General features: G+C 72.3%; 16 protein-coding genes. 3 read left to right on the plus strand and 13 right to left on the minus strand.

From position 1 onward, the window contains the following. Window positions 1-148 precede the first annotated feature (148 nt). Together AB0G63_RS28015 and nrdR are read right to left on the minus strand one after the other, a co-directional pair. A complete protein-coding gene (locus tag AB0G63_RS28015) occupies window positions 149-3,034 on the minus strand; it encodes a vitamin B12-dependent ribonucleotide reductase (RefSeq protein ID WP_360755577.1) in 2,886 nt (961 codons plus the stop codon). A gap of 166 nt (window positions 3,035-3,200) precedes the next feature. Then, entirely contained in the window at window positions 3,201-3,761 is a 561-nt protein-coding gene (nrdR, locus tag AB0G63_RS28020; RefSeq protein ID WP_360755579.1) for a transcriptional regulator NrdR, read from the minus strand. Between the two features lie 654 nt (window positions 3,762-4,415). On the opposite strand from nrdR, the gene lexA reads away from it, so the two are divergent. Beyond that, window positions 4,416-5,195, plus strand: a complete 780-nt coding sequence (gene lexA / locus AB0G63_RS28025) for a transcriptional repressor LexA (RefSeq protein WP_360755582.1) — start codon at window positions 4,416-4,418, stop codon at window positions 5,193-5,195. 194 nt (window positions 5,196-5,389) lie between these two features. Here the strand turns inward: lexA and AB0G63_RS28030 are convergent, their stop codons facing one another. Both AB0G63_RS28030 and AB0G63_RS28035 read right to left on the minus strand, forming a co-directional pair. Then, window positions 5,390-7,384 (minus strand): ATP-dependent DNA helicase, encoded by a 1,995-nt coding sequence (locus AB0G63_RS28030; protein ID WP_360755585.1) that lies wholly within the window; start codon window positions 7,382-7,384, stop codon window positions 5,390-5,392. 84 nt (window positions 7,385-7,468) lie between these two features. Then, a complete protein-coding gene (locus AB0G63_RS28035) occupies window positions 7,469-8,866 on the minus strand; it encodes an aminotransferase class III-fold pyridoxal phosphate-dependent enzyme (protein WP_360755588.1) in 1,398 nt (465 codons plus the stop codon). A 462-nt stretch (window positions 8,867-9,328) separates the two neighbouring features. On the opposite strand from AB0G63_RS28035, the gene AB0G63_RS28040 reads away from it, so the two are divergent. After that, the gene (locus AB0G63_RS28040; protein ID WP_360755591.1) at window positions 9,329-10,552 is read left to right on the plus strand and encodes a hypothetical protein; all 1,224 of its coding nucleotides are present in this window, start codon (window positions 9,329-9,331) and stop codon (window positions 10,550-10,552) included. An 80-nt stretch (window positions 10,553-10,632) separates the two neighbouring features. Here AB0G63_RS28040 and hflX read toward each other — a convergent pair whose 3' ends face one another. From hflX to miaA, 6 genes are all read right to left on the minus strand, one after another. Further along, a complete protein-coding gene (hflX, locus tag AB0G63_RS28045) occupies window positions 10,633-12,126 on the minus strand; it encodes a GTPase HflX (protein WP_360755592.1) in 1,494 nt (497 codons plus the stop codon). Window positions 12,127-12,274: 148 nt separating this feature from the next. Next, window positions 12,275-13,792, minus strand: coding sequence for a M1 family metallopeptidase (locus tag AB0G63_RS28050; protein WP_360755595.1), 1,518 nt, complete (start codon window positions 13,790-13,792; stop codon window positions 12,275-12,277). Window positions 13,793-13,861: 69 nt separating this feature from the next. Then, window positions 13,862-16,012, minus strand: a complete 2,151-nt coding sequence (locus AB0G63_RS28055; protein ID WP_360755598.1) for an HD domain-containing protein — start codon at window positions 16,010-16,012, stop codon at window positions 13,862-13,864. Between the two features lie 211 nt (window positions 16,013-16,223). Beyond that, window positions 16,224-17,093, minus strand: a complete 870-nt coding sequence (gene dapF, locus AB0G63_RS28060; RefSeq protein WP_360755600.1) for a diaminopimelate epimerase — start codon at window positions 17,091-17,093, stop codon at window positions 16,224-16,226. Window positions 17,094-17,258: 165 nt separating this feature from the next. Further along, on the minus strand, window positions 17,259-17,762 hold the full coding sequence (locus AB0G63_RS28065) for a hypothetical protein (RefSeq protein ID WP_360755691.1): 504 nt from the start codon (window positions 17,760-17,762) through the stop codon (window positions 17,259-17,261). A 108-nt stretch (window positions 17,763-17,870) separates the two neighbouring features. Next, window positions 17,871-18,809 carry a tRNA (adenosine(37)-N6)-dimethylallyltransferase MiaA gene (gene miaA / locus AB0G63_RS28070; protein WP_360755604.1) on the minus strand — a complete coding sequence of 313 codons (939 nt, stop codon included), beginning with the start codon at window positions 18,807-18,809 and terminating at the stop codon, window positions 17,871-17,873. A 632-nt stretch (window positions 18,810-19,441) separates the two neighbouring features. Here miaA and AB0G63_RS28075 point away from each other — a divergent pair. Further along, window positions 19,442-19,753: an antitoxin gene (locus AB0G63_RS28075; RefSeq protein WP_360755606.1), complete on the plus strand. Its 312-nt coding sequence runs from the start codon at window positions 19,442-19,444 to the stop codon at window positions 19,751-19,753. 89 nt (window positions 19,754-19,842) lie between these two features. Here the strand turns inward: AB0G63_RS28075 and AB0G63_RS28080 are convergent, their stop codons facing one another. The 3 genes from AB0G63_RS28080 to AB0G63_RS28090 all read right to left on the minus strand — a co-directional run bounded on the left by AB0G63_RS28080 (window position 19,843) and on the right by AB0G63_RS28090 (window position 22,724). Next, window positions 19,843-20,565 (minus strand): class III extradiol dioxygenase subunit B-like domain-containing protein, encoded by a 723-nt coding sequence (locus AB0G63_RS28080; RefSeq protein ID WP_360755608.1) that lies wholly within the window; start codon window positions 20,563-20,565, stop codon window positions 19,843-19,845. A gap of 149 nt (window positions 20,566-20,714) precedes the next feature. Beyond that, window positions 20,715-22,232, minus strand: coding sequence for a tRNA (N6-isopentenyl adenosine(37)-C2)-methylthiotransferase MiaB (gene miaB / locus AB0G63_RS28085; protein ID WP_360755609.1), 1,518 nt, complete (start codon window positions 22,230-22,232; stop codon window positions 20,715-20,717). An 87-nt stretch (window positions 22,233-22,319) separates the two neighbouring features. Continuing rightward, window positions 22,320-22,724, minus strand: coding sequence for a MazG nucleotide pyrophosphohydrolase domain-containing protein (locus tag AB0G63_RS28090; RefSeq protein ID WP_360755612.1), 405 nt, complete (start codon window positions 22,722-22,724; stop codon window positions 22,320-22,322). Window positions 22,725-22,760 lie beyond the last annotated feature (36 nt).

Raw genomic sequence — 22,760 nt, forward strand, 5'->3', positions numbered from 1 at the left:
CTCCCCTTCTACCTCTACACTCACACCCACCCCCCCCCTATTCCCCCCCCCCGGGCCCCCGCCGCCCCGGGGTGAGTGGGGCGCCCCCCGTGGGTCGGCCCCCCTCTCGCGTGAAGCGTCCGTCAGGCGGGGACGCGCCCCGCCCCGGTCAGCTGCAGCCGCTGGTGGAGCCGCAGCCCTCGCAGATGTAGCAGGAGCCGGCGCGCTGCATCTTGGTGCCGCAGGAGAAGCACAGCGGGGCGTCGGCCTGGATGCCGAGCTGCATCTCCACCAGTTCGGCGCTGGTGTGCGCCTGCTTCGGGGCGGGCTGGGCCGCCTCGACCTCGGCCCTCGGCGTGGCGACGGCCTTCAGCTCCTGGGCGCGCGGCGCCGACTGGGCCAGGCCCTCGACGTCGACCTCGTCCTCCGACGGCTCGTAGGAGCCCGTCTCGAGGTGGCGCTGACGCTCCTCGGCGGAGTGGATGCCGAGCGCGGAGCGGGTCTCGAAGGGCAGGAAGTCGAGCGCCAGGCGACGGAAGATGTAGTCGACGATCGACTGCGCCATCCGCACGTCCGGGTCGTCCGTCATGCCGGCCGGCTCGAAGCGCATGTTGGTGAACTTCGAGACGTACGTCTCCAGCGGCACGCCGTACTGCAGACCCACGGAGACGGCGATGGAGAAGGCGTCCATCATGCCGGCGAGGGTCGAGCCCTGCTTGGACATCTTCAGGAAGACCTCGCCCAGTCCGTCGTCAGGGTAGGAGTTCGCCGTCATGTAGCCCTCGGCGCCGCCGACCGTGAAGGACGTCGTGATGCCGGGGCGGCCCTTGGGGAGGCGCTTGCGGACCGGACGGTACTCGACGACCTTCTCGACCTTGGACTCCGCGGCCGGCTGCTCGGCCTTGGCCTGCGTCGTCTCCTTCTTCTTGGCGGAGAGCGGCTGGCCGACCTTGCAGTTGTCGCGGTAGATCGCGAGCGCCTTGATGCCCAGCTTCCAGGCCTCGAAGTAGATCTCCTCGACCTCCTCGACGGTCGCCGTCTCCGGCATGTTGACCGTCTTGGACAGCGCGCCGGAGATCCACGGCTGGATCGCGGCCATCATGCGGACGTGGCCCATCGGGGAGATGGCGCGCTCGCCCATGGCGCAGTCGAACACCTCGTAGTGCTCGTGCTTGAGGCCGGGAGCGTCGATCACGTTGCCGTGCTCGGCGATGTGGGCGACGATCGCCTCGATCTGCTCCTCCTGGTAGCCCAGGCGGCGCAGGGCCTGCGGGACGGTGCCGTTGACGATCTGCATCGAGCCGCCGCCGACCAGCTTCTTGAACTTGACCAGGGCGAGGTCGGGCTCGAGACCGGTGGTGTCGCAGGACATCGCCAGACCGATGGTGCCGGTCGGGGCGATGACGGACGCCTGGGAGTTGCGGAAGCCGTTCTTCTCGCCCAGGTGCAGCACGTCCTGCCAGGCCTCCGTGGCGGCGGCCCAGATCGGCGTGTCGAGGTCGTCCATGCGGACGGCCACGGCGTTGGCGTCGGCGTGCTGCTTCATGACGCGGTGGTGCGCGTCGGCGTTGCGGGCGTAGCCGTCGTACGGGCCGACGACCGCGGCGAGCTCGGCGGAGCGCTTGTACGCCGTGCCGGTCATGAGCGAGGTGACGGCGCCGGCGAGGGCGCGGCCGCCGTCGGAGTCGTAGGCGTGGCCGGTCGCCATCAGCAGGGCGCCGAGGTTGGCGTAGCCGATGCCGAGCTGGCGGAACGCGCGCGTGTTCTCGCCGATCTTCTGGGTCGGGAAGTCGGCGAAGCAGATGGAGATGTCCATCGCGGTGATGACGAGCTCGACGACCTTGGTGAAGCGGTCGACGTCGAAGGACTGGTGGCCCTTGCCGTCGTCCTTCAGGAACTTCATCAGGTTCAGCGAGGCGAGGTTGCAGGACGTGTTGTCCAGGTGCATGTACTCGCTGCAGGGGTTGGAGCCGTTGATGCGGCCGGACTCCGGGCAGGTGTGCCAGTGGTTGATGGTGTCGTCGTACTGGATGCCCGGGTCGGCGCAGGCCCAGGCCGCCTCCGCCATCTTGCGGAAGAGGGACTTGGCGTCGACCTCCTCGATCACCTCGCCGGTCATCCGCGCGCGCAGGCCGAACTTGCCGCCGGACTCGACCGCCTTCATGAACTCGTCGTTGACCCGGACCGAGTTGTTGGCGTTCTGGTACTGGACGGAGGTGATGTCCTCGCCGCCGAGGTCCATGTCGAAGCCCGCGTCGCGCAGGGCGCGGATCTTCTCCTCTTCCTTCACCTTGGTCTCGATGAAGTCCTCGATGTCGGGGTGGTCGACGTCGAGGATGACCATCTTGGCGGCCCGGCGGGTGGCGCCGCCGGACTTGATCGTGCCGGCGGAGGCGTCGGCGCCGCGCATGAAGGAGACGGGGCCCGAGGCGTTGCCGCCGGAAGACAGCAGTTCCTTCGAGGAACGGATGCGGGAAAGGTTCAGGCCGGCGCCGGAGCCGCCCTTGAAGATCATGCCCTCTTCCTTGTACCAGTCGAGGATCGACTCCATGGAGTCGTCGACGGACAGGATGAAGCAGGCGGAGACCTGCTGGGGCTGCGGCGTGCCGACGTTGAACCAGACGGGGCTGTTGAAGCTGAAGACCTGGTGCAGGAGGGCGTACGCCAGCTCGTGCTCGAAGATCTCGGCGTCGGCGGGCGAGGCGAAGTACTTGTGGTCCTCGCCGGCCTTCCGGTACGTCTTCACGATGCGGTCGATCAGCTGCTTGAGGCTGGTCTCGCGCTGCGGGGTGCCGACGGCACCGCGGAAGTACTTGCTGGTGACGATGTTGACCGCGTTCACCGACCAGAAGTCGGGGAACTCGACGCCGCGCTGCTCGAAGTTGACCGAGCCGTCGCGCCAGTTGGTCATGACGACGTCACGGCGCTCCCAGGTCACCTCGTCGTACGGGTGCAGGCCCGGGGTGGTGTGGATGCGCTCGATACGCAGTCCCTTGCCGGCCTTGGCGCCCTTGGCTCGGGAACCTCGTGCCGGACCGCTCGCCGTCTCTGTCATGCCGCCTCCCTGGTACGGGCGAAACGCCCTGAAGTGCCCCGAATGTTCCCGTGGCACGGTGTGGTGTCTGATGTCGCGGGCGCCCTCTCGCTGCCGCCCGCAACGGGTCTTCGATCGCCGCCGTCCGGCCGGTCCCGGGACCTCCAGCCCGGTTCCGGCCCTCCGGTCAGTCGGCGGCGTGGGCGGGCTCGGGGACCTGGACGGTCTCCCCGGGCCCGGATTCGTCTTCCCGGCTCTCCGCGACAGCGCCCTGGCGGTCGTCGTCGTCCGCGGCGGCGCGTCGCGTCTCCTCCCTGAGTTCCGCGATCGCGGCCTCGAAGTCCTCCAGCGAGTCGAACGCCCGGTAGACGGAGGCGAACCGCAGATACGCGACGAGGTCGAGTTCCTGCAACGGGCCGAGGATGGCCAGCCCCACGTCGTGGGTGGTCAGCTCGGCGCTCCCGGTGGCCCGCACCGCCTCCTCGACCCGCTGGCCGAGCTGGGCGAGTGCGTCCTCGGTGACGGGCCGCCCCTGGCACGCCTTGCGCACGCCGTTGATGACCTTGGTGCGGCTGAAGGGCTCGGTGACTCCGGACCGCTTGATCACCATCAGTGAGCACGTCTCCACCGTCGTGAAACGACGGGAGCAGTCAGGGCACTGACGGCGCCTGCGGATCGACGTGCCGTCGTCGGTCGTACGACTGTCGACGACACGGCTGTCGGGGTGCCTGCAGAAGGGGCAGTGCATGGTTCCCAACCCTCCTCACAGCAGACTCAACAACCTCGCTGGGCCTCACGAGCCCCTCGAAGCAGCCCCCAGCATAGGCGATCTCCGGAGGTCCGAAGACCCGGGGCACCACAACTTCTGGGCTGCTGTCGCAATCCAACCACTAGATGTGGGGATTGGCCCATACACACAGGTCGCCCGCGCGTGTCGCGCGATGTCGGGCCGGGACACGGCGCGACGGGGCGGGCGCCGCGGGGCCGGCACGCGCGGCGACGGTACTCGTCGGCACTCGCCGGCACTCGTCGACACCCACCGGTGACACGTCGGGACACATCGGGAAGACGTCGGCGCACGGCCGTATCGTCACCGAGCGTACGGGGATACCGTGAGCGCCACGCGGAGGGGGCGCGAGGCCCCCACGCGGACGCGGAGCCGGTGCCGGTCGCCGACGTCCCGGATGGCAGACTGGGCGGCGACCCACAAGGTCGTCGGCCCGGCGGTGAAGCGTACAACAATGAGCCCTATTGCCTGGCCTGCCAGGTGCCGCGTCAGCCATACACCCAAACACGCGATCGCGTCAGGTAACTCGCAGTTTTTCACTCGAACGTGTGTTTGGCGCAACCTTTCGAAAGCAACTACCGTTGTCCAGCAGGGAGACCATCGAGAGGGGCCGACGTGACCACCACCGCAGACAGCGCCACCATCACTGCCCAGGACCGCTCCCAGGGCCGACTCGAGCCGGTGCATGCGATGAACGAAGTTGTGAACGCCGAGGGACCCAAGCGCTCCCTGCCGGGCCGACCTCCAGGCATCCGGGCGGACAGCTCCGGGCTCACCGACCGGCAGCGCCGGGTGATCGAGGTCATCAGGGACTCCGTGCAGCGACGCGGCTACCCGCCGTCGATGCGGGAGATCGGCCAGGCGGTCGGCCTGTCCAGCACCTCCTCGGTCGCCCACCAGCTGATGGCACTGGAGCGCAAGGGCTTCCTGCGCCGCGACCCGCACCGCCCGCGCGCCTACGAGGTGCGCGGCTCCGACCAGGCCGCCTCCGTGCAGCCCACCGACACCGCCGGCAAGCCCGCCGCGTCGTACGTCCCGCTGGTCGGCCGCATCGCCGCCGGTGGTCCGATCCTCGCCGAGGAGTCGGTGGAGGACGTCTTCCCCCTGCCCCGCCAGCTCGTGGGCGACGGTGAGCTGTTCGTGCTGAAGGTCGTCGGCGACTCGATGATCGAGGCCGCGATCTGCGACGGCGACTGGGTCACGGTGCGCCGCCAGCCCGTCGCCGAGAACGGCGACATCGTGGCCGCCATGCTCGACGGCGAGGCCACCGTCAAGCGCTTCAAGCGCGAGGACGGCCACGTCTGGCTCCTCCCGCACAACTCCGCGTACGAGCCCATCCCCGGCGACGACGCGACCATCCTGGGCAAGGTGGTGGCGGTGCTGCGGCGCGTGTGACGGCCGCAGCGAGCGGTCCTGCGTCGGAACCGCTCCCTGACCGGGCCCCGGAACCACTGCGCCGGTTCCGGGGCCCTGCCCTGTTCTGCCCTGCTTTGTTCTGGCCTGACCTGCCCTGCCCTGTTCTGCCCTGTCCCCGGCCGCCCTCGGGGCCGCCCTGTGGGGCCGGGGCCCCACTCCTACCCCGCCTCGGCCTACTCCGCCTCCACCGCCGCCTGCGCCTCGGCCTGCTTCGCCGCCGCGTCGATCGCCGCCAGCGACCTGCGCACCTGGTTGCGGTCCGTGGTGTACCAGAAGTCGGGCAGGGACGCCTTCAGGTAACTCCCGTACCGGGCGGTGGCCAGCCGCTGGTCCAGCACCGCGACCACACCGCGATCCCCCGACGCCCGTACGAGGCGGCCCGCGCCCTGGGCCATCAGGAGCGCGGCGTGGGTGGCGGCGACCGCCATGAATCCGTTGCCGCCGGCGTCCTCCACCGCCTTCTGGCGGGCGCTCATCAGCGGGTCGTCCGGCCGCGGGAACGGGATCTTGTCCATCACCACCAGCTGGCAGCTGGGGCCGGGGACGTCGACGCCCTGCCAGAGCGACAGGGTGCCGAAGAGACAGGTCCGCGGGTCGGCCGCGAAGTTCTTGATCAGCTCGCCGAGGGTCTCCTCGCCCTGGAGCAGGATCGGGAACTCGGGAATGCGGGAGCGCAGTTCCTCGGCGGCGAGCTGCGCCCCCCGCATCGAGGAGAACAGGCCCAGCGTGCGGCCGCCCGCCGCCTGGATCAGCTCCGTCAGCTCGTCGAGCATGTCGGCGCGGTCGCCGTCGCGGGCGGGTCGGGCCAGGTGCTTGGCGACGTAGAGGATGCCCTGCTTGCGGTAGTCGAAGGGGGAGCCGACGTCGATGCCCTTCCACTGCGGCACGTCGTCGCCCTCGGTGCCCTCCGGGGCGAGGCCCAGGGACGCGCCGACGCCGTTGAAGTCCCCGCCCAGCTTCAGCGTCGCGGAGGCCAGGATCACGGAGCGGTCCGCGAAGAGCTTCTCCCGCAGCAGGCCCGACACCGACATGGGGGCCACCCGCAGGGAGGCTCCGAAGCGGTCGTGGCGCTCGTACCAGACGACGTCCCACTCGGAGCCGTTCACCACTCTCTCCGCCACGTCGTGCACCGACTCCACGGAGGCCAGGGCCTGCTTGCGGACCGCGTCCTCGTCCTGGACGGACTTGTCGCGGGTCGCGCCGATCGCGGAGATCACCGTACGGCAGGCGTCGCGCAGCGCCATGAGGGCGTAGCCGAGGTCCTCCGGGATCTCCTCCAGGCGGCCCGGCAGGGCCAGCTCCATCAGCCGCTCGAAGCCCTCGGCGGCGGTCTGGAGCTGGTCGGCGGCCTTCTCGTTGACCAGCTTCGCCGCGCGGCGCACCGCGCGGTTGACCTGGCCCGGGGTGAGCTCGCCGGTGGCGACGCCGGTGACCCGCGAGACCAGCTCGTGCGCCTCGTCGACGATCAGCACCTCGTGCTGCGGCAGGACCGGGGCCCCCTCGATGGCGTCGATGGCGAGCAGCGCGTGGTTGGTGACGACGACCTCGGCGAGCTTGGCGCGCTCGCGGGCCATCTCGGCGAAGCATTCGGCGCCGTACGCGCACTTGGACGCGCCCAGGCACTCGCGGGACGAGACCGACACCTGGGACCAGGCACGGTCGGAGACCCCGGGCGTGAGGTCGTCGCGGTCACCCGACTCGGTCTCGTCCGCCCAGTCACGCAGCCGCAGCAGGTCCTGGCCCAGCTTGCTGGTCGGCGCGGCCGCCTCGAACTGGTCGAAGAGGCCATCCTCCTCGTCCTGCGGGACGCCCTCGTGCAGGCGGTGCAGGCACAGGTAGTTCGACCGGCCCTTGAGCATCGCGAACTCCGGGCGGCGGCGCAGCAAGGGGTGCAGCGCGTCGACCGTGCGCGGCAGGTCCCGCTCGACGAGCTGGCGCTGCAGGGCGAGGGTGGCCGTCGCCACGACGACGCGGTCTCCGTGCGCGAGCGCGGGCACCAGGTAGCCCAGCGACTTGCCGGTGCCGGTGCCGGCCTGGACCAGCAGATGGGAGCCGTCGTCGATCGCCTCCGCGACGGATTCGGCCATGGTCACCTGGCCGGGGCGCTCCGTGCCGCCGACGGCGGCGACGGCGGCATGCAGGAGTTCGGGGAGTGAGGGCTTCGTCATAGCGCGACCACCCTACGGCCCGGCACTGACAATCGGGCGATCAAGGCGGATCCGGGGGCGGTGGGCGGCACGGCGGCGCTCCTCTCAGGAGGCGGGACGAGACAAGTTCCCCGGCGGGTACGGCGGCCCGTGACGACCGGTGCGGTCGCGGGCCGCCGCCAGCGCGTCGGCCAGCCGGTCGAGGACCGCGGCGGCCTGCTCGTCGCTGATCGTCAGCGGCGGCAGCAGCCGCACCTCACCGGCGTGGCGGCCGCCGGTCTCCACGACGAGGCCCCGGCGCAGACACTCACGCCGGACGGCGAGGGCCAGTCCGGGAGCGGGTCGACGGGAACCGGCGAGGGCCAGTCCGGGAGCGGGTCGGTGGGACCCGGCGAGGGCGAGTGCAGGAACGGGCGGGCGGGACGCCGCGACGACGGGTTCCACAAGGCCCGCGGGACCCGGCCGGTCTCTCTCCCCCTCCCCGTCCCCGTCCCCGTCCCCATCCCCGTCCGCGTCCGCGTCGACCAGCTCGACGCCGATCATGAGCCCCCTCCCCCGCACGTCGCCCACGCACGGGAACTCCGCCGCCAAGCCCCGCAGCCGGTCGAGCATCCGCGCGCCGAGGACGGCCGCCCTCCGGGCGAGGCCGTTCGCGCGGACGTAGGAGAGGGTCGCCGCGCCCGCCGCCATGGCGAGCTGGTTGCCGCGGAGCGCGCCCGACGGGGTGCCGGGGCCGGCTGCGCCGAGGTCGTCGCGGTGGACCACGGCCGCCAGGGGGAGGCTGCCGCCGACGGCCCCGGAGAGGACCATCACGTCCGGGGTGACGCCGCTGTGCTCCACCGCCCAGAAGGCGCCGGTCCGTCCCACCCCCGTGTGGGACTCGTCGGCGATCAGCGGTACGGACCGGGCCGCTGTGAGCTGCCGGACGCGCCGCGTCCACGCGTCGGGCGCGGGCAGCACCCCGCCCTCGTACCCGACCGGTTCGAGGAGCACCCCGGCGGGCCGCGGCGTCCCGGAGCGGAGGCCGTCGAGCCCGGACTCCGCCCACGCCGTCGCGCCGTGGCAGGCCCGGGCACAGGTGAGCGCCAGGATCTCCGTACGCCCGGTCGCGGCCCGCACCAGCCGGAGCGCGGTCCGCACCGCGTCCCCTTCCCCCGGCCCGCAGAAGCGCACGCGCGCGTGGCCGGCGAGACCGGGCGGCAGGGTGCCGAGCAGTTCGGTGACGAACGCGTCCTCGACCGGCGTCGCGTGGTCCGGTACGTGCAGCGGCGCGCCCGAGTCGAGGACCCTGCGGGTCGCCTCCAGGACGACGGGATGGTTGTGGCCCAGGACGAGCGTACCGGCGCCGGAGTGGCAGTCGAGGTGACGGCGTCCGTCGGCGCCCTCGATGGTCAGCCCGCGGGCCCGCACGGGGACGATCGGCAGGGCGCGCGGGTAGGTGCGGGCCGCGGACTCCCGTGCGGGCCGACGCCGCGGGATCGTCTCGTGCGCAGACTCTGCCACGTTCTCCCTGCCATCCCGTTTCTCCCGCTCCACCCGCTCCACCCGATCCGCCCCGTCTGCCCGGTCCGCCCGGCGGTGCGGGGCGAGTCGGCGTCTCACGACGCAGGCGGGCGTGCCGCGTCGGCACAGGCATGGAGGACCGCACACGCACGGCAGACCCCCCAACCGCTACAACTCCGCTCCGCCCGACGGGTCACGGTCGGCTCCAAGATCCTTCTGTGCTGCTCGGCCCGCCCCGGCGCCCGCAACACGGGCCGCACCCTCCGCCGTTGGCATCGGCGCGAGCCGACTCCCCCTCACGGAGCGGCAGGTCAGACGCCTTGTAGCCGAACCGTTGCCGTTCCGTCGGAACTCGCCCACAGCGACCGCATAGTGTGTGGTGCCGTTCCGACGAACCGGGGCAGCGCGTGCGGTCACGGCCGCAACACCGGTACTTTCATCAGCTCAGGGGGAGTTCAGACCATGCGATCCACCAGGCCGCCGTTCACCGCTCGCAGTGAGAGGAGCGTGCGCCGCAGGACCTCCCCCGTTCTCGCCGCCGTCGCCCTCGCCTCGGCTCTGGCGCTCACCGCCACCGGTTGTTCCTCCGGTGACGCCGAGGCCGGCAGTCAGGCCTCCGCCACCCCGACCGGCGGCAGCGACGGCAAGATCCAGATACCCGACGACATCAAGCAGAAGCTCAAGGAGCACGGGTTCGACCTCGACAAGTGGAAGAACGGCGCCTGGAAGAACTGGGACAAGGACGACTGGCTGCGTGAGGCCGACGAGTTCATCAACCCGATCATCAAGGGGCTGTGGGACCCGGACCGGATGCGTGACGCCGAGGACCCGGACAAGAGCGTCGACGAGAACGACATCTCCGGCGACCAGGGGGTGACCGACCCGGAGCCCGCGCCGGTGCAGGCGAAGGCCGTGGCGCCCACGTACCACGCGAACGCCGCGACGGCGGGCAAGGTGTTCTTCGACGCCCCCGAGGGCACGATGGTCTGCTCGGCGACCGTGGTGGAGGACCCCGCGCACCCGGGCAAGTCCAACCTGGTGTGGACGGCGGGCCACTGCGTGCACGCGGGCAAGAAGGGCGGCTGGTACCGCAACATCGCGTTCGTGCCGTCGTACAACGACGCGGGCCGGACGGCCGACCAGTTGCAGAACGCCACCCGGGAGGAGGTCGCTCCGTACGGCGTGTGGTGGGGCGACTGGGCGCAGACCTCGGACCAGTGGATCAAGCAGGGCGGGGAGACGGGCGGCGACGGCGCCTCGTACGACTTCGCGGTCATCCATGTGACCCCGGAGAAGGGCGGCAACGGCAAGTCCCTGGAGGAGACGGTCGGTGCGGCGCTTCCGGTGAACTTCGACGCTCCGGCCGTGCCGGAGGTCTCCGCGATCACCGCGACCGGCTACCCGGCCGCGGCCCCCTACGACGGGCAGAAGCTGTACCAGTGCACGGACAAGCCGGGCCGGCTGTCGATGAACACCTCCGACCCGACGATGTACCGCATCGGCTGCACGATGACCGGCGGTTCGTCCGGCGGCGGCTGGGTCGAGACGGGGTCGGACGGCAAGCCGGCACTGGTCTCCAACACCTCGATCGGCCCGGTGACGTCGGGCTGGCTGGCCGGTCCGCGGCTGGGTGACGTGGCCAAGGGCGTGTACGACGAGGTGAGCGGCAAGTTCGCCAAGCAGTGAACGACGCCGAAGACCCGCCCCTCGGCGAGGGGCGGGTCTTCGGCTGTCTCGGGTGACTGCGCAGGTGGCTGAACGGGGGACTACGCGGCCGGCGCCGGGACGTACGGCGCGAGGTCGGCCGCCAGTTCCTCGTGCACCCGCACCTTGAGCAGGGTGCCCTCCGGGGTGTGCTCCTCGGAGATCACCTCGCCCTCTGAGTGAGCGCGCGCGACCAGCTTGCCGTGGGTGTACGGCACCAGCGCCTCGATCTCGACGGACGGCCTGGGCAGCTCGCTGTCGATCAGGGCGAGCAGCTCGGGGATGCCCTGGCCGGTGCGGGCAGAGACGGCGATGGACCGCGTCTCGATCCGCAGCAGCCGCTGGAGGGTCAGCGGGTCGGCCGCGTCGGCCTTGTTGATGACGACGATCTCGGGTACGCCGGTGGCGCCGACGTCCCTGATCACCTCGCGCACGGCGGCGAGCTGCTCCTCCGGGTTCGGGTGCGAACCGTCCACCACGTGCAGGATCAGGTCGGACTCGCCGACCTCCTCCATGGTGGAGCGGAACGCCTCGACCAGGTGGTGCGGCAGGTGCCGGACGAAGCCGACGGTGTCCGCGAGCGTGTAGAACCGGCCGCTCGGGGTCTGCGCCCGGCGGACGGTCGGGTCCAGGGTCGCGAACAGGGCGTTCTCGACCAGGACGCCCGCACCGGTGAGGCGGTTGAGCAGCGAGGACTTGCCCGCGTTGGTGTAGCCCGCGATGGCGACGGACGGCACCTTGTTGCGCTTGCGCTCCCTGCGCTTGATCTCGCGGCCGGTCTTCATCTCCGCGATCTCCCGGCGCATCTTCGCCATCTTCTCGCGGATCCGCCGCCGGTCCGTCTCGATCTTGGTCTCACCGGGACCACGGGTGGCGAGGCCGCCGCCCTTGCCGCCGCCCATCTGCCGGGACAGCGACTGACCCCAGCCTCGCAGCCGCGGCAGCATGTACTGCATCTGCGCGAGCGCGACCTGCGCCTTGCCCTCCCGGGACTTGGCGTGCTGGGCGAAGATGTCCAGGATCAGGGCCGTACGGTCGATGACCTTGACCTTGACGACGTCCTCGAGGTGGATGAGCTGGCCCGGGCTGAGCTCACCGTCGCAGATGACGGTGTCCGCGCCGGTCTCCAGGACGATGTCCCGCAGCTCGGTGGCCTTGCCGGAGCCGATGTAGGTGGCCGCGTCGGGCTTGTCGCGGCGCTGGATCACGCCGTCGAGCACCAGCGCGCCCGCGGTCTCCGCGAGGGCGGCGAGCTCGGCCAGCGAGTTCTCCGCGTCCTGCACGGTCCCCGAGGTCCAGACGCCGACGAGGACGACCCGCTCCAGGCGGAGCTGGCGGTACTCGACCTCGGTGACGTCCTCGAGTTCGGTGGACAGTCCCGCGACGCGGCGCAGGGCCGCGCGCTCGGAGCGGTCGAACTGGTCGCCGTCCCACTCGCCGTCGATCTCGTGGCTCCAGGCGACGTCCTCTTCCATCAGGGCATCGGCCCGAAGACCCTCGGGGTAGTTGTGCGCGAGGCGCTGCGTGTCCTGGGAAGGGGATGAAGAGGAGGTCATTGGATCCTTACGTCGTCGGTGGGTGCCGTGTCGGCAGTGGTTGCCGGCCGTCATTCTGCACAACGCACGAGTACCGCGGGAGATTCCCGTGTCCCCTGCGACGCCGGCCTGACGATGGTGGCACGGTGCGGTCCGTTCCGTCACCGTCTTATTCGGCGTGCGCGGCGGCAGGCGCGGCGGTGGACGCGGCGGTGGACGCGGCGGCGGGCGCGGCCGGCTTCCAGTCCGGGTGGCCGGGCATCGGCGGGGTCCTCTCGCCGTACAGCCAGGCTTTGAAGAAGCCGCTCAGGTCGCGTCCGGAGATCTCGGCGGCCAGCCGTTCGAAGTCCTCGGTCGTCGCCGTGGAGTCCCGGTGGTACCGCACCCAAGCCCGTTCCAGGCGTTCGAAGTCCGGGCGGCCGATCTCCTGGCGCAGGGCGTACAGGACGAGCGCGGCTCCGTCGTAGACGTTGGGCCGGAAGATGCTGATCTTCCGGCCGGGAGTGGGGGGCTTGGGCAGGGCCGGCGGTCCGCCGGCGGCGCGCCATCGGTCGGAGGCGGCGTAGGCGGCCTTCATGCGCGTCTCCATGGGCTTGCCCGCCTTCTCCTGCGCGTACAGGGCCTCGTACCAGGTGGCGTGTCCCTCGTTGAGCCAGACGTCGGACCAGGTGCGCGGGGTGACGCTGTCGCCGAACCACTGGTGGGACAGCTCGTGCACCATGACCGACTCGACGTACCACTTCGGGTAGGCGGCCCCGGTGAACAGGCCCTTCTCGAAGAGGGAGAGCGTCTGCGTCTCGAGTTCGAAGCCGGTGCCGGCGTCGGCGACGAGCAGGCCGTACGTTTCGAAGGGGTAGGGGCCGACCTTGCTCTCCATCCAGGCGATCTGCTCGGGCGTCCGCCTCAGCCACGGCTCGAGCCGCTCACGGTCCCGGGCGGGCACGACGTCGCGCACGGGCAGGCCGTGCGGGCCCTCGCGGTGCCGCACGCTGGACCGGCCGACGGACACCTGGGCCAGCTCGGTGGCCATGGGGTGCCGGCTGCGGTACGTCCAGGTGGTCGCCCCGCCGGCCCGGTGGACACCGGCCGGCGGGCCGTTCGCGACGGCCGTGTAGCCGTCGGGCGCGGTGATCCGGATGGTGAACCGCGCCTTGTCGGAGGGGTGGTCGTTGCACGGGAACACCAAGTGGGCGGCGTCGGCCTGGTTGGCCATGGCGAGTCCGTCCGCGGTGCGCACCCAGCCGCCGTCCTGGCCTCGGGCGGGGACGGGGTCGCTGGTGTGCCGCACGGTGATGCGGGCCAAACTGCCCTCGGGCAGCGGGTCCTCGGGCGTGACCACCAGGTCGTCGCCGGCCTGCGTGAACGTGGCCGGCTCGCCGTCCACCCGCACCGACTCGACCGTGCCGTGCGCGAAGTCGAGGTTGACCCGGTCCAGGTCCGCGGTCGTCCAGGCGTCGATCGTGGTGACCGCCCGCAGCGGCTCCCTGTTGCTGCCGGAGTAGGTGAAGGAGAGGTCGTACGACGCCACGTCGTACCCGGGGTTGCCCAGGTACGGGAAGAGGCGGTCGCCGACGCCCAGGGGGGTGGCGGGAGCGCTCGCCGCGAGGAGGCAGACGCAGACGGCCGGGGCGAGCAGCGCGGCGGCCCGCGGCCGGAGGCGGGGCCTGGGGCGGTGGGTGAGCGGCATGCACCACCGCTACCAGTGCACGCGCGCGTGGCGGCGACGACGCGCGACCGGTCCACCCGAACGGGTCGTTCAGGCGCCGGGCGCCTGTGTCCGGTTGACGTCGTACACGCCCGGCACGTTGCGCATGGCCCGCATCAGACCCGGCAGGAGGGCCGCGTCGGGGAGCTGGACGGTGTAGGTGTGGCGGACCCGCTGCTGGGCCGGGGGCTCCACGGTCGCGGAGACGATCTCGGCGCCTTCGAGGGCCATGGCCTCGGTCAGGTCGGCCAGCAGGTGGGGCCGGACGAACGATTCGGCGAGCAGCGTGACCCGGCACTCCGCGGTGTCGCCCCAGCGGACGCCGACCTCCGCGCGCCCCCCGTCCTTCATGCGTGCCACCGCGGCGCACTCGACGCGGTGGACGGTGACCACACCGCCGCGCACGGAGAAGCCGGTGACCTCGTCGGGGGGTACGGGGGTACAGCAGCCGGCGAGGCGTACCGTCGCGCCGGGCTGGTCGACGATGACGTCGGGGTGGGCCGGGCGGGCGGCCGGCTGCTCGGCGGCGGGGCGGGGAGCGGCGGCCGGCCGCTCGTCCACCGCCTCCTCGGTGCGCGTCGGGTGGGTCGGATGGGTCGCCAGCCACCGCTGGATGGCGATGCGCGCGGCGGGGGTGTGCGCGTGCTCCAGCCACTCCCGGGACGGCTCGGAGGCCGGGTCCTGGCCCATGAGGAGCTGAACGGTGTCGCCGTCCCGCAGGACTGTGCTCAGGGTGGCGAGACGGCCGTTGACGCGGGCGCCGATGCACGCGTGCGCGTCCTCGCCGTACTGCGCGTACGCGGCGTCCACGCAGGTCGCACCCTCGGGCAGGCCGAGGGTGCCGCCGTCGGGGCGGAAGACGGTGATCTCGCGGTCCTGGGCGAGGTCCTCGCGGAGGGTGGACCAGAAGATGTCGGTGTCGGGCGCGGCCTCCTGCCAGTCCAGGAGGCGGGAGAGCCAGCCGGGGCGGGTGGGGTCGACGCGCTCGCCGTAGCTCGTGGCGGAATCCGCGGAGGCGGAGGACTCGGTGGAGGACTGCTCCTCGGCGGGGGGAGCGTAGGGGTTGCCGAGCGCGACGACGCCGGCCTCGGCGACCTTGTGCATCAGGTGGGTGCGGATGAGGACTTCGGCGACCTGGCCGTCGGCCCGCGCGACGGCGGTGTGCAGCGACTGGTACAGGTTGAACTTGGGGACGGCGATGAAGTCCTTGAACTCCGAGACGACGGGCGTCATGCAGGTGTGCAGTTCGCCGAGGACGCCATAGCAGTCCGCGTCCTCGTTCACCAGCACCAGCAGGCGGCCGAAGTCGGTGCCGCGCAGTTCGCCGCGCTTGCGGGCGACCCGGTGCACGGAGACGAAGTGCCGTGGCCGGATGAGGACTTCGGCCGGGATGTCGGCGTCGCGCAGGACGCCGCGCACCTCGTCGGCGATCTCGGCGAGCGGGTCGTCGGGCCGGGAGGCGTTGTCGACGATCAACTCCCGGGTGTGTTCGTACTCCTCGGGGTGGAGAATCGCGAAGACCAGGTCCTCCAGCTCGGTCTTGAGGGCCTGGACGCCGAGCCGTTCGGCGAGCGGGATGAGGACGTCGCGGGTCACCTTGGCGATGCGGGCCTGTTTCTCGGGGCGCATCACGCCGAGGGTGCGCATGTTGTGCAGGCGGTCGGCGAGTTTGATCGACATCACGCGGACGTCGTTGCCGGTGGCGACGAGCATCTTGCGGAAGGTCTCGGGTTCCGCGGCGGCGCCGTAGTCGACCTTCTCCAGCTTGGTGACGCCGTCGACTAGGTAACGGACCTCCTCGCCGAACTGCTCGCCGACCTGATCGAGCGTCACGTCCGTGTCCTCGACGGTGTCGTGCAGCAGCGAGGCCGTCAGCGTCGTTGTCTCCGCGCCGAGTTCGGCGAGGATCAGGGTCACCGCGAGGGGGTGCGTGATGTACGGCTCACCGCTCTTGCGCATCTGGCCGCGGTGCGAGGACTCGGCCAACACATAGGCGCGGCGCAGGGGTTCGAGGTCGGCGTCGGGGTGGTGGGCGCGGTGGGCGTCGACCAGGTGGCTGATGGCGTCGGGCAGCCGGTCGCGGGCGGCGGGGCCGAGCAGCGCGGCCCGGCCGAGGCGGCGCAGGTCGATCCGCGCCCGCCAGCGCGCCCCCGGGCCTGTCACCGGACTCGGGGTCGCGGGGTTCGTGGCCTCCGCACTCATGGGCACCTCCGGCTGCGTGGACCGGCGGACGGGGTGCCCCAGGGCGGACACGGCTCAGGGGGCGGCATCGGTCCCCCGTCCGGGCCGGTGCTTGATGCTACCGAGCCCACCACGTGCGCCTGACCAGCTCTCGTCGAGCGTGAAACGGATCACCCCTTCGAGCGACCGTTTTGAGGTTTACGGGTTCGAGGTCGCAGAAGTGCGACCGGTTTCACCGAACGGCGGTTTCCAGCCACTCCGCGTCGATCTCGCCTTCGGCCACGATCACCGCGGGGCCGGTCATCTCGATCTCGCCGTCGGGCCGCTCGGTGATCACCAGGGTGCCTCCGGGCACGTCGACGGTGTACGTGACGGGGCTGCCGGTGACCGCCGGGTCGGCGCCGTCGCGGCGGGCGGCGGCCACGGCGACGGCGCACGCGCCCGTGCCGCAGGAGCGGGTCTCGCCCGCGCCGCGCTCGTGCACGCGCAGCGCGACGTGCCGGGGACCGCGGTCGACCACGAACTCGACGTTCACGCCTTCCGGATAGGCCGCGGCCGGGCTGAACGGCGGCGGGCTGAGCAGGTCGCCGGCGTGCGCGAGGTCGTCGACGAAGGCCACCGCGTGCGGGTTGCCCATGTTCACGTTCCGCGCGGGCCAACTGCGCTCGCCCACGCTGACCGTGACGGCCCCTTCGGGCAGCAGCGCCCTGCCCATGCCGACGGTGATGTCACCGTCCTTGGCGATGTGCACGGTCTTCACCCCGCCGCGCGTGGCGACCGCGAGGTCGCCCTCGCCGACGTGTCCGGCGCGCTGCAGGTAGCGCGCGAACACGCGCACGCCGTTGCCGCACATCTCCGCGATCGAGCCGTCGCCGTTGCGGTAGTCCATGAACCACTCCGCCTCGGCCGCCATGTGCCGCGCCTCGGGATGCGCCGCGGACCGCACCACGTGCAGCAGTCCGTCGCCACCGATGCCCGCGCGGCGGTCGCACAGGGCGGCGACGATGGCCCGGGGCAGGGCGACGGCGTTCTCGGGGTCCGGGACGATGACGAAGTCGTTCTGCGTGCCGTGCCCCTTGAGGAAGGCGATCCGCGTGCTCATTCCTCGATCGTACGGGAGCGCGCCGCCGGAAGGCCGGACGGGCTTGCGGGGCCGGTGGCGGGCGGAACGGGCAGGTGGGGCCGGTGGCGGGCGGTACGGGCAGGTACGCGGAGACCGGCCGCGGGGTTTCCCGGGGCCCCGTGACCCCTGGCCCCGTGGGGCGCGTCAGCGCAGCCGTGCCACGCGCCACACGGCGAGCACGACCACCGCGGCGACGACCACGACGTAGGCGAGCACCACCCGCCAGTCCGGGCGGCGGCCGGACCCGCGCTGCGGCAGCCCGGGCCAGGTGTGTCCCACCCGCCGGGCGGCCGTCATGCCCCAGCCGGCCGCGCAGGAGCAGATCAGCAGCCCCAGCATCGCGATGACGGCCCCGCTGTCGCCGAAGTCGAAGGCGAGCGGGAAGGCGAACATCAGGGAGCCGACCGCGGCCAGCGCCACGATGGGCGCGAGCTGCCAGATGCGCAGCCGCCGCTGCGGCCGCAGCTCGACCTCGACCTCGGGTCCGCCCGTGAACATCTCTTCGGGCTCGGGGCCGTCGTCGGTCACGCCGTCCTGCATCTCGTCGAGCGCGTCCGGGTCCAGCCCCTCCGCCTCGCGCTCCGCTTCACCGCTGTCGGCGGTGAGGGGCTCGGTGTCCTGTGCAGTGTCGCGAGGGCCGGCCTCCATCGCCACGCGCCCTCCCAACTTGGACTCCACTTGGTCGATCGAAGCACGATGATGGCACGGCACCGGAGGCCGGGATGACGGCCGGAGCGTCCCGATGCCATGACGTGATCAGGCTGTAACCGGTCGTTCGACCAACGCCAGGGCGAGTTCGGGAAGTTCCATGAGGTCCGCCGCGGCCCCACTCAACCAGTGCACCCGCGGATCGCGCCTGAACCACGAATCCTGACGGCGCGCGAAGCGTTTGGTGGCACGCACGGTTTCGGTCCGCGCCTCCTCCAGCGTGCACTCCCCCGCGAGCGCCGCGAGCACCTGCTGGTAGCCGAGCGCCCGGGAGGCCGTGCGCCCCGCGCGCAGGCCCTGCGACTCCAGCGCGCGCACCTCGTCCACGAGCCCCGCCTCCCACATCCGGTCGACCCGGCGCGCGATGCGCTCGTCGAGTTCGGGGCGCGTCACGTCGACGCCGATCTGGACGGTGTCGTAGACCGAGTCGTGGCCGGGGAGGTTCGCGGTGAAGGGCCGCCCGGTGATCTCGATCACTTCGAGGGCGCGCACGATACGGCGGCCGTTGCTGGGCAGGATCGCCTGGGCCGCCTCGGGGTCGGCGGCGGCCAGGCGGGCGTGCAGCGCGCCCGAGCCGCGCAGGGTGAGCTCCTCCTCCAGCCGGGCCCTGACCTCGGGGTCGGTGCCGGGGAACTCGAGGTTGTCCACGGCCCCGCGGACGTACAGCCCGGAGCCGCCCACCAGGATCGGCCAGCGGCCCTCGGCGAGCAGCTCGTCGATCCTGGCGCGGGCCAGCCTCTGGTACTCCGCCACGGACGCGGTGACCGTCACGTCCCAGACGTCCAGGAGGTGGTGCGGGACGCCGCCGCGTTCCTCGGGCGTCAGTTTGGCGGTGCCGATGTCCATGCCCCGGTAGAGCTGCATGGAGTCGGCGTTGACGACCTCGCCGCCGAGTTGCCGGGCGAGGAAGACGCCCAGATCCGACTTGCCTGCCGCGGTCGGTCCGACGACAGCGATGACTCGGGGGGCGGAGGGTGCGGTGCTCACCGCACCAGTCTCGCAAACACGCGGGGTACTCCTCGAACGAGTTGCGTGACGGTACGGGCGCGGGGTCGTTGCCCGTTGCGAGATTCCCCGCCGCCGGGCTTCCCGGGCGGGCGGCCCGGGCGCCGCGAACGGACGCACCGGACGACGCGGGATGTCGCCCGCACGAGTAACGTATGGAGCTGATATGGGCGTTTTCGCACGACTTTTCCGGAGGTCGGCCACCACGGAGCAGGCGTCGGCCGCCGAGGCACCGGCCGGCGCGCCGACGGCCGGGTCCCCGGCGACAGAGGCAGCGCCGACGGCAGAAGCGGAAGAAGCGAAGGGACCGATCGAGGCCGAGGCCGGGTCCGGGGCCGGAACCGGAACCGGAACGCAGACTCGGACCGGGACCGGGACCGGGACCGAGACCGGGACCGAGGCCGAGACCGGGACCGAGGCCGAGACCGGGACCGAGGCCGCGGCTGAGCCCGAGGCCGCGACGGAGTCCGAGACCGCGACGGAGTCCGGTGACGGGGCGGGGGGTCCGGGCATCGGGATCCCCAAGCAGCAGTCCGGCGCGCCTGCGGCCGACAGCGAGGCCGGCGAGGGCGCCCGCAGGTAACCGCCCGCAAGAGCGCCACGAAAGGTGGACCATGGGTCTCCTGAACAATCTGAAGTCCCGTCTCGCCCCGGCCAAGGACAAGGTCTCCGGCCTCGCCCAGCAGCACGGGGGCAAGATCTCGCACGGTATCGACAAGGCGGCGCGGGTCGTCGACGAGAAGACCAAGGGCAAGTACAGCGACCGGATCCACACGGGGACCGACAAGGCCAAGGGCGCCGTGGACCGGCTCGCGCACAAGGGCGGCACGAAGGCAGGCGACGCGGAGACACCGCCGCCCTCCTCTCCGCCGCCCTCTTCTCCGCCGCCCTCCTCTCCGCCGCCCTCCTCTCCGCCGCCGGCCTGACGGCACGGCACGCCGGCGGACGGCCGCGGGGCCCGAGCGCTCCCGGCCGTCCGCCGTGTCCGGATCACGGCCGCGGCCCTACGGCCGTCCTACGACCAGGCCGCGACCAGGTACCCCACCCCGTACGGCGCGTCCTCGAACAGCAGCGCACCCGAGAGCCCCGCGCCCTCCGCGGCGCCCGCTAGGACCTGCCAGGGCGCCCGGCCCGACACCATCAACTCCTGCGCCGCCCCGGCGTCCAGCGCTTCGAGGGCCGCCACGTCCGCCGCCGCCAGCGCCCGCGCTGCCTGCGCGTCGAAGGGCGCCGCGCGCTCGTCCAGATAGCCCGGCGCCTTCAGGGTGCGGCACGCGCTGCCGTCGCCCATCACCAGCAGCGCCACCCGCCCGGCGCGGGCCGCGATCTCCTTCCCGGCCGCGACACAGCGCTCGGTCGCGAGGGTCTCCCGCACGCCGAGCCCTTCGATCGGGGCGTCCGACCACCCGGTCCGCCGCAGCAGCCACGCGGCGACGGCGAGCGAGGGCGGGAGCCGGCGGGCCCCGGGGGCGCCGGCTGCGTCCCCGGCCCTGCCCAGCCGCACGTCCAGCTCGACCCCGAAGCCGCGGAACGAGCCGCGGGCGCCCTCCGGATACGCCCCGTGCTCGCTCTCCGCGGCGGGCCCCACGACCACGAGCCGGTCGGGCCGGGCGGCGGCGAGGACACCGAGGGCGTCCGTGCACGCGGCACGCGCGGCGTCCAGTTCCGGGGCTGCGCCCGCGGCGACCTCGGGCACGAGGAGCGGCGGGCAGGGGCAGACGGCAGCGGCGACAAGCATGATCGGCAGATTACGCGGTCGGCGCGCGCCCGGTCCCCGGCACCACCCCGGCCCGGCGGGGCGGGGTGGTGGGACGCAGACGGGCCGCCCGACCGCCCGGCCGTGCGGTCAGTCACCCCGCCCGCAGGTCAGCCGCCCGGCCCCGCCGCTCAGTCGCTGCCGCAGCCGCCGCCCGTGGCGACCGGCAGCGGCTCGGGCACGCCGATCTTCGGCAGGCCGAGCATCACACCGGCCGGCTTGGCGGCCTCGGCGGCGTTGCGCTTCTCCCAGGCGTCGCCCGCGCGCGTGCGGCGCACGCCGAGGACGGCTCCCTCGGCCAGCAGGTGGTGCGGGGCGGCGTAGGTGATCTCGACGGTGACCACGTCGCCGGGGCGAACCTCCTGCTCCGGCTTGGTGAAGTGGACCAGCCGGTTGTCGGGGGCCCGGCCGGAGAGGCGGTGGGTGGCGCCGTCCTTGCGCCCCTCGCCCTCCGCGACCATCAGCTCCAGGGTGCGGCCGACCTGCTTCTTGTTCTCCGCCCAGGAGATGTCCTCCTGGAGGGCGACGAGACGCTCGTAGCGCGCCTGGACGACCTCCTTGGGGATCTGGTTCTCCATGGTCGCGGCCGGGGTGCCGGGCCGCTTGGAGTACTGGAAGGTGAACGCCTGCGCGAAGCGCGCCTCGCGGACGACGTGCAGGGTCTGCTCGAAGTCCTCCTCGGTCTCGCCGGGGAAGCCCACGATGATGTCGGTGGTGATCGCCGCGTGCGGGATGGCCGCGCGGACCTTCTCGATGATCCCCAGGTAGCGCTCCTGGCGGTAGGAGCGCCGCATCGCCTTCAGGACCGTGTCCGAGCCGGACTGCAGGGGCATGTGCAGCTGCGGCATCACGTTCGGCGTCTCGGCCATGGCGGCGATGACGTCGTCGGTGAAGTCGCGCGGGTGCGGGGAGGTGAAGCGGACCCGCTCCAGGCCCTCGATCGTCCCGCAGGCGCGCAGCAGCTTGCTGAAGGCCTCTCGGTCGCCGATGTCGGAGCCGTAGGCGTTGACGTTCTGGCCGAGCAGCGTGATCTCGGAGACCCCCTCGGCGACCAGGGCCTCGACCTCGGCGAGGATGTCGCCGGGGCGGCGGTCCTTCTCCTTGCCGCGCAGCGCCGGGACGATGCAGAAGGTGCAGGTGTTGTTGCAGCCGACGGAGATCGACACCCAGGCCGCGTACGCGCTCTCGCGGCGCGTCGGCAGCGTCGACGGGAACGCCTCCAGCGACTCGGCGATCTCGACCTGCGCCTCCTCCTGGACGCGGGCGCGCTCGAGCAGGACGGGCAGCTTGCCGATGTTGTGCGTGCCGAAGACGACGTCCACCCAGGGCGCCTTCTTCACGATGGTGTCGCGGTCCTTCTGCGCGAGGCAGCCGCCGACCGCGATCTGCATGCCCGGCCGGCTCGCCTTCTTGGGCGCGAGACGGCCGAGGTTGCCGTAGAGGCGGTTGTCGGCGTTCTCCCGCACGGCGCAGGTGTTGAACACGACGACGTCCGCGTCGCCGTCGGAGCCCTCCGGAGCGCGGACGTAGCCCGCCTCCTCCAGCAGCCCGGACAATCGCTCGGAGTCGTGGACGTTCATCTGGCACCCGTAGGTGCGCACTTCGTAGGTCTTCGCGCCCACTGCCTGGCTCCGGTCGATGCTGCTCATGCCACAAGGGTAGGGGGTCCCCGGAGCGGCCCGGGCCGCCTTTCGCCCGGAGAGGGCGGGCGGCAGACCGCGGACAACGGGGCGCGGTCACGCCCGGCGCGGCTCCCACCCCTGGCGTCGCAGCACGCCCGCCACGTCCGGTGCCTCGTAGTGCTCGCCCTTGAGCACCTTGCCGTCGGCGCGGCGGGCGACGCGGCCGTCGGGCCCGAGCTTGGTCATGTTGGAGCGGTGGATCTCGGCGATCACGGCGTCGAGGTCTATGCCGTGGACCAGGGCCGTGCCGTAGGCGACGTAGACGACGTCGGCCAGTTCGTGCGCGAGCTTGTCGAGGGGGCCGGTGACCGCGACCTCGGCGACCTCCGCGGCCTCCTCGGCCAGCAGTTCGCCGCGGTGGGCGGCCAGTTCCGGCTCGACCTCGGTGGGGGTGGTGCGGGCGTCGAGTCCGACGGCCAGATGGAACGCGCGGACGAGGTCGGCTGGCGATGAGCTCATGCGACGACCCTACCGACCGGCACCGAACAGTCCCCG

Source organism: Streptomyces sp. NPDC020996, assembly GCF_040641355.1.
Taxonomy (GTDB): domain Bacteria; phylum Actinomycetota; class Actinomycetes; order Streptomycetales; family Streptomycetaceae; genus Streptomyces.

Excerpts from the sequence above, each read along its gene's own strand:
- hflX (WP_360755592.1), bottom strand. The coding sequence starts at position 12,126 with ATGACCTCCTCTTCATCCCCTTCCCAGGACACGCAGCGCCTCGCGCAC.
- miaB (WP_360755609.1), bottom strand. The coding sequence starts at position 22,232 with ATGAGCAGCATCGACCGGAGCCAGGCAGTGGGCGCGAAGACCTACGAA.
- AB0G63_RS28015 (WP_360755577.1), bottom strand. The coding sequence starts at position 3,034 with ATGACAGAGACGGCGAGCGGTCCGGCACGAGGTTCCCGAGCCAAGGGC.
- AB0G63_RS28050 (WP_360755595.1), bottom strand. The coding sequence starts at position 13,792 with ATGCCGCTCACCCACCGCCCCAGGCCCCGCCTCCGGCCGCGGGCCGCC.
- AB0G63_RS28065 (WP_360755691.1), bottom strand. The coding sequence starts at position 17,762 with ATGGAGGCCGGCCCTCGCGACACTGCACAGGACACCGAGCCCCTCACC.
- AB0G63_RS28090 (WP_360755612.1), bottom strand. The coding sequence starts at position 22,724 with ATGAGCTCATCGCCAGCCGACCTCGTCCGCGCGTTCCATCTGGCCGTC.
- AB0G63_RS28040 (WP_360755591.1), top strand. The coding sequence starts at position 9,329 with ATGCGATCCACCAGGCCGCCGTTCACCGCTCGCAGTGAGAGGAGCGTG.
- AB0G63_RS28080 (WP_360755608.1), bottom strand. The coding sequence starts at position 20,565 with ATGCTTGTCGCCGCTGCCGTCTGCCCCTGCCCGCCGCTCCTCGTGCCC.
- AB0G63_RS28055 (WP_360755598.1), bottom strand. The coding sequence starts at position 16,012 with ATGAGTGCGGAGGCCACGAACCCCGCGACCCCGAGTCCGGTGACAGGC.
- nrdR (WP_360755579.1), bottom strand. The coding sequence starts at position 3,761 with ATGCACTGCCCCTTCTGCAGGCACCCCGACAGCCGTGTCGTCGACAGT.
- AB0G63_RS28030 (WP_360755585.1), bottom strand. The coding sequence starts at position 7,384 with ATGACGAAGCCCTCACTCCCCGAACTCCTGCATGCCGCCGTCGCCGCC.
- dapF (WP_360755600.1), bottom strand. The coding sequence starts at position 17,093 with ATGAGCACGCGGATCGCCTTCCTCAAGGGGCACGGCACGCAGAACGAC.
- AB0G63_RS28075 (WP_360755606.1), top strand. The coding sequence starts at position 19,442 with ATGGGTCTCCTGAACAATCTGAAGTCCCGTCTCGCCCCGGCCAAGGAC.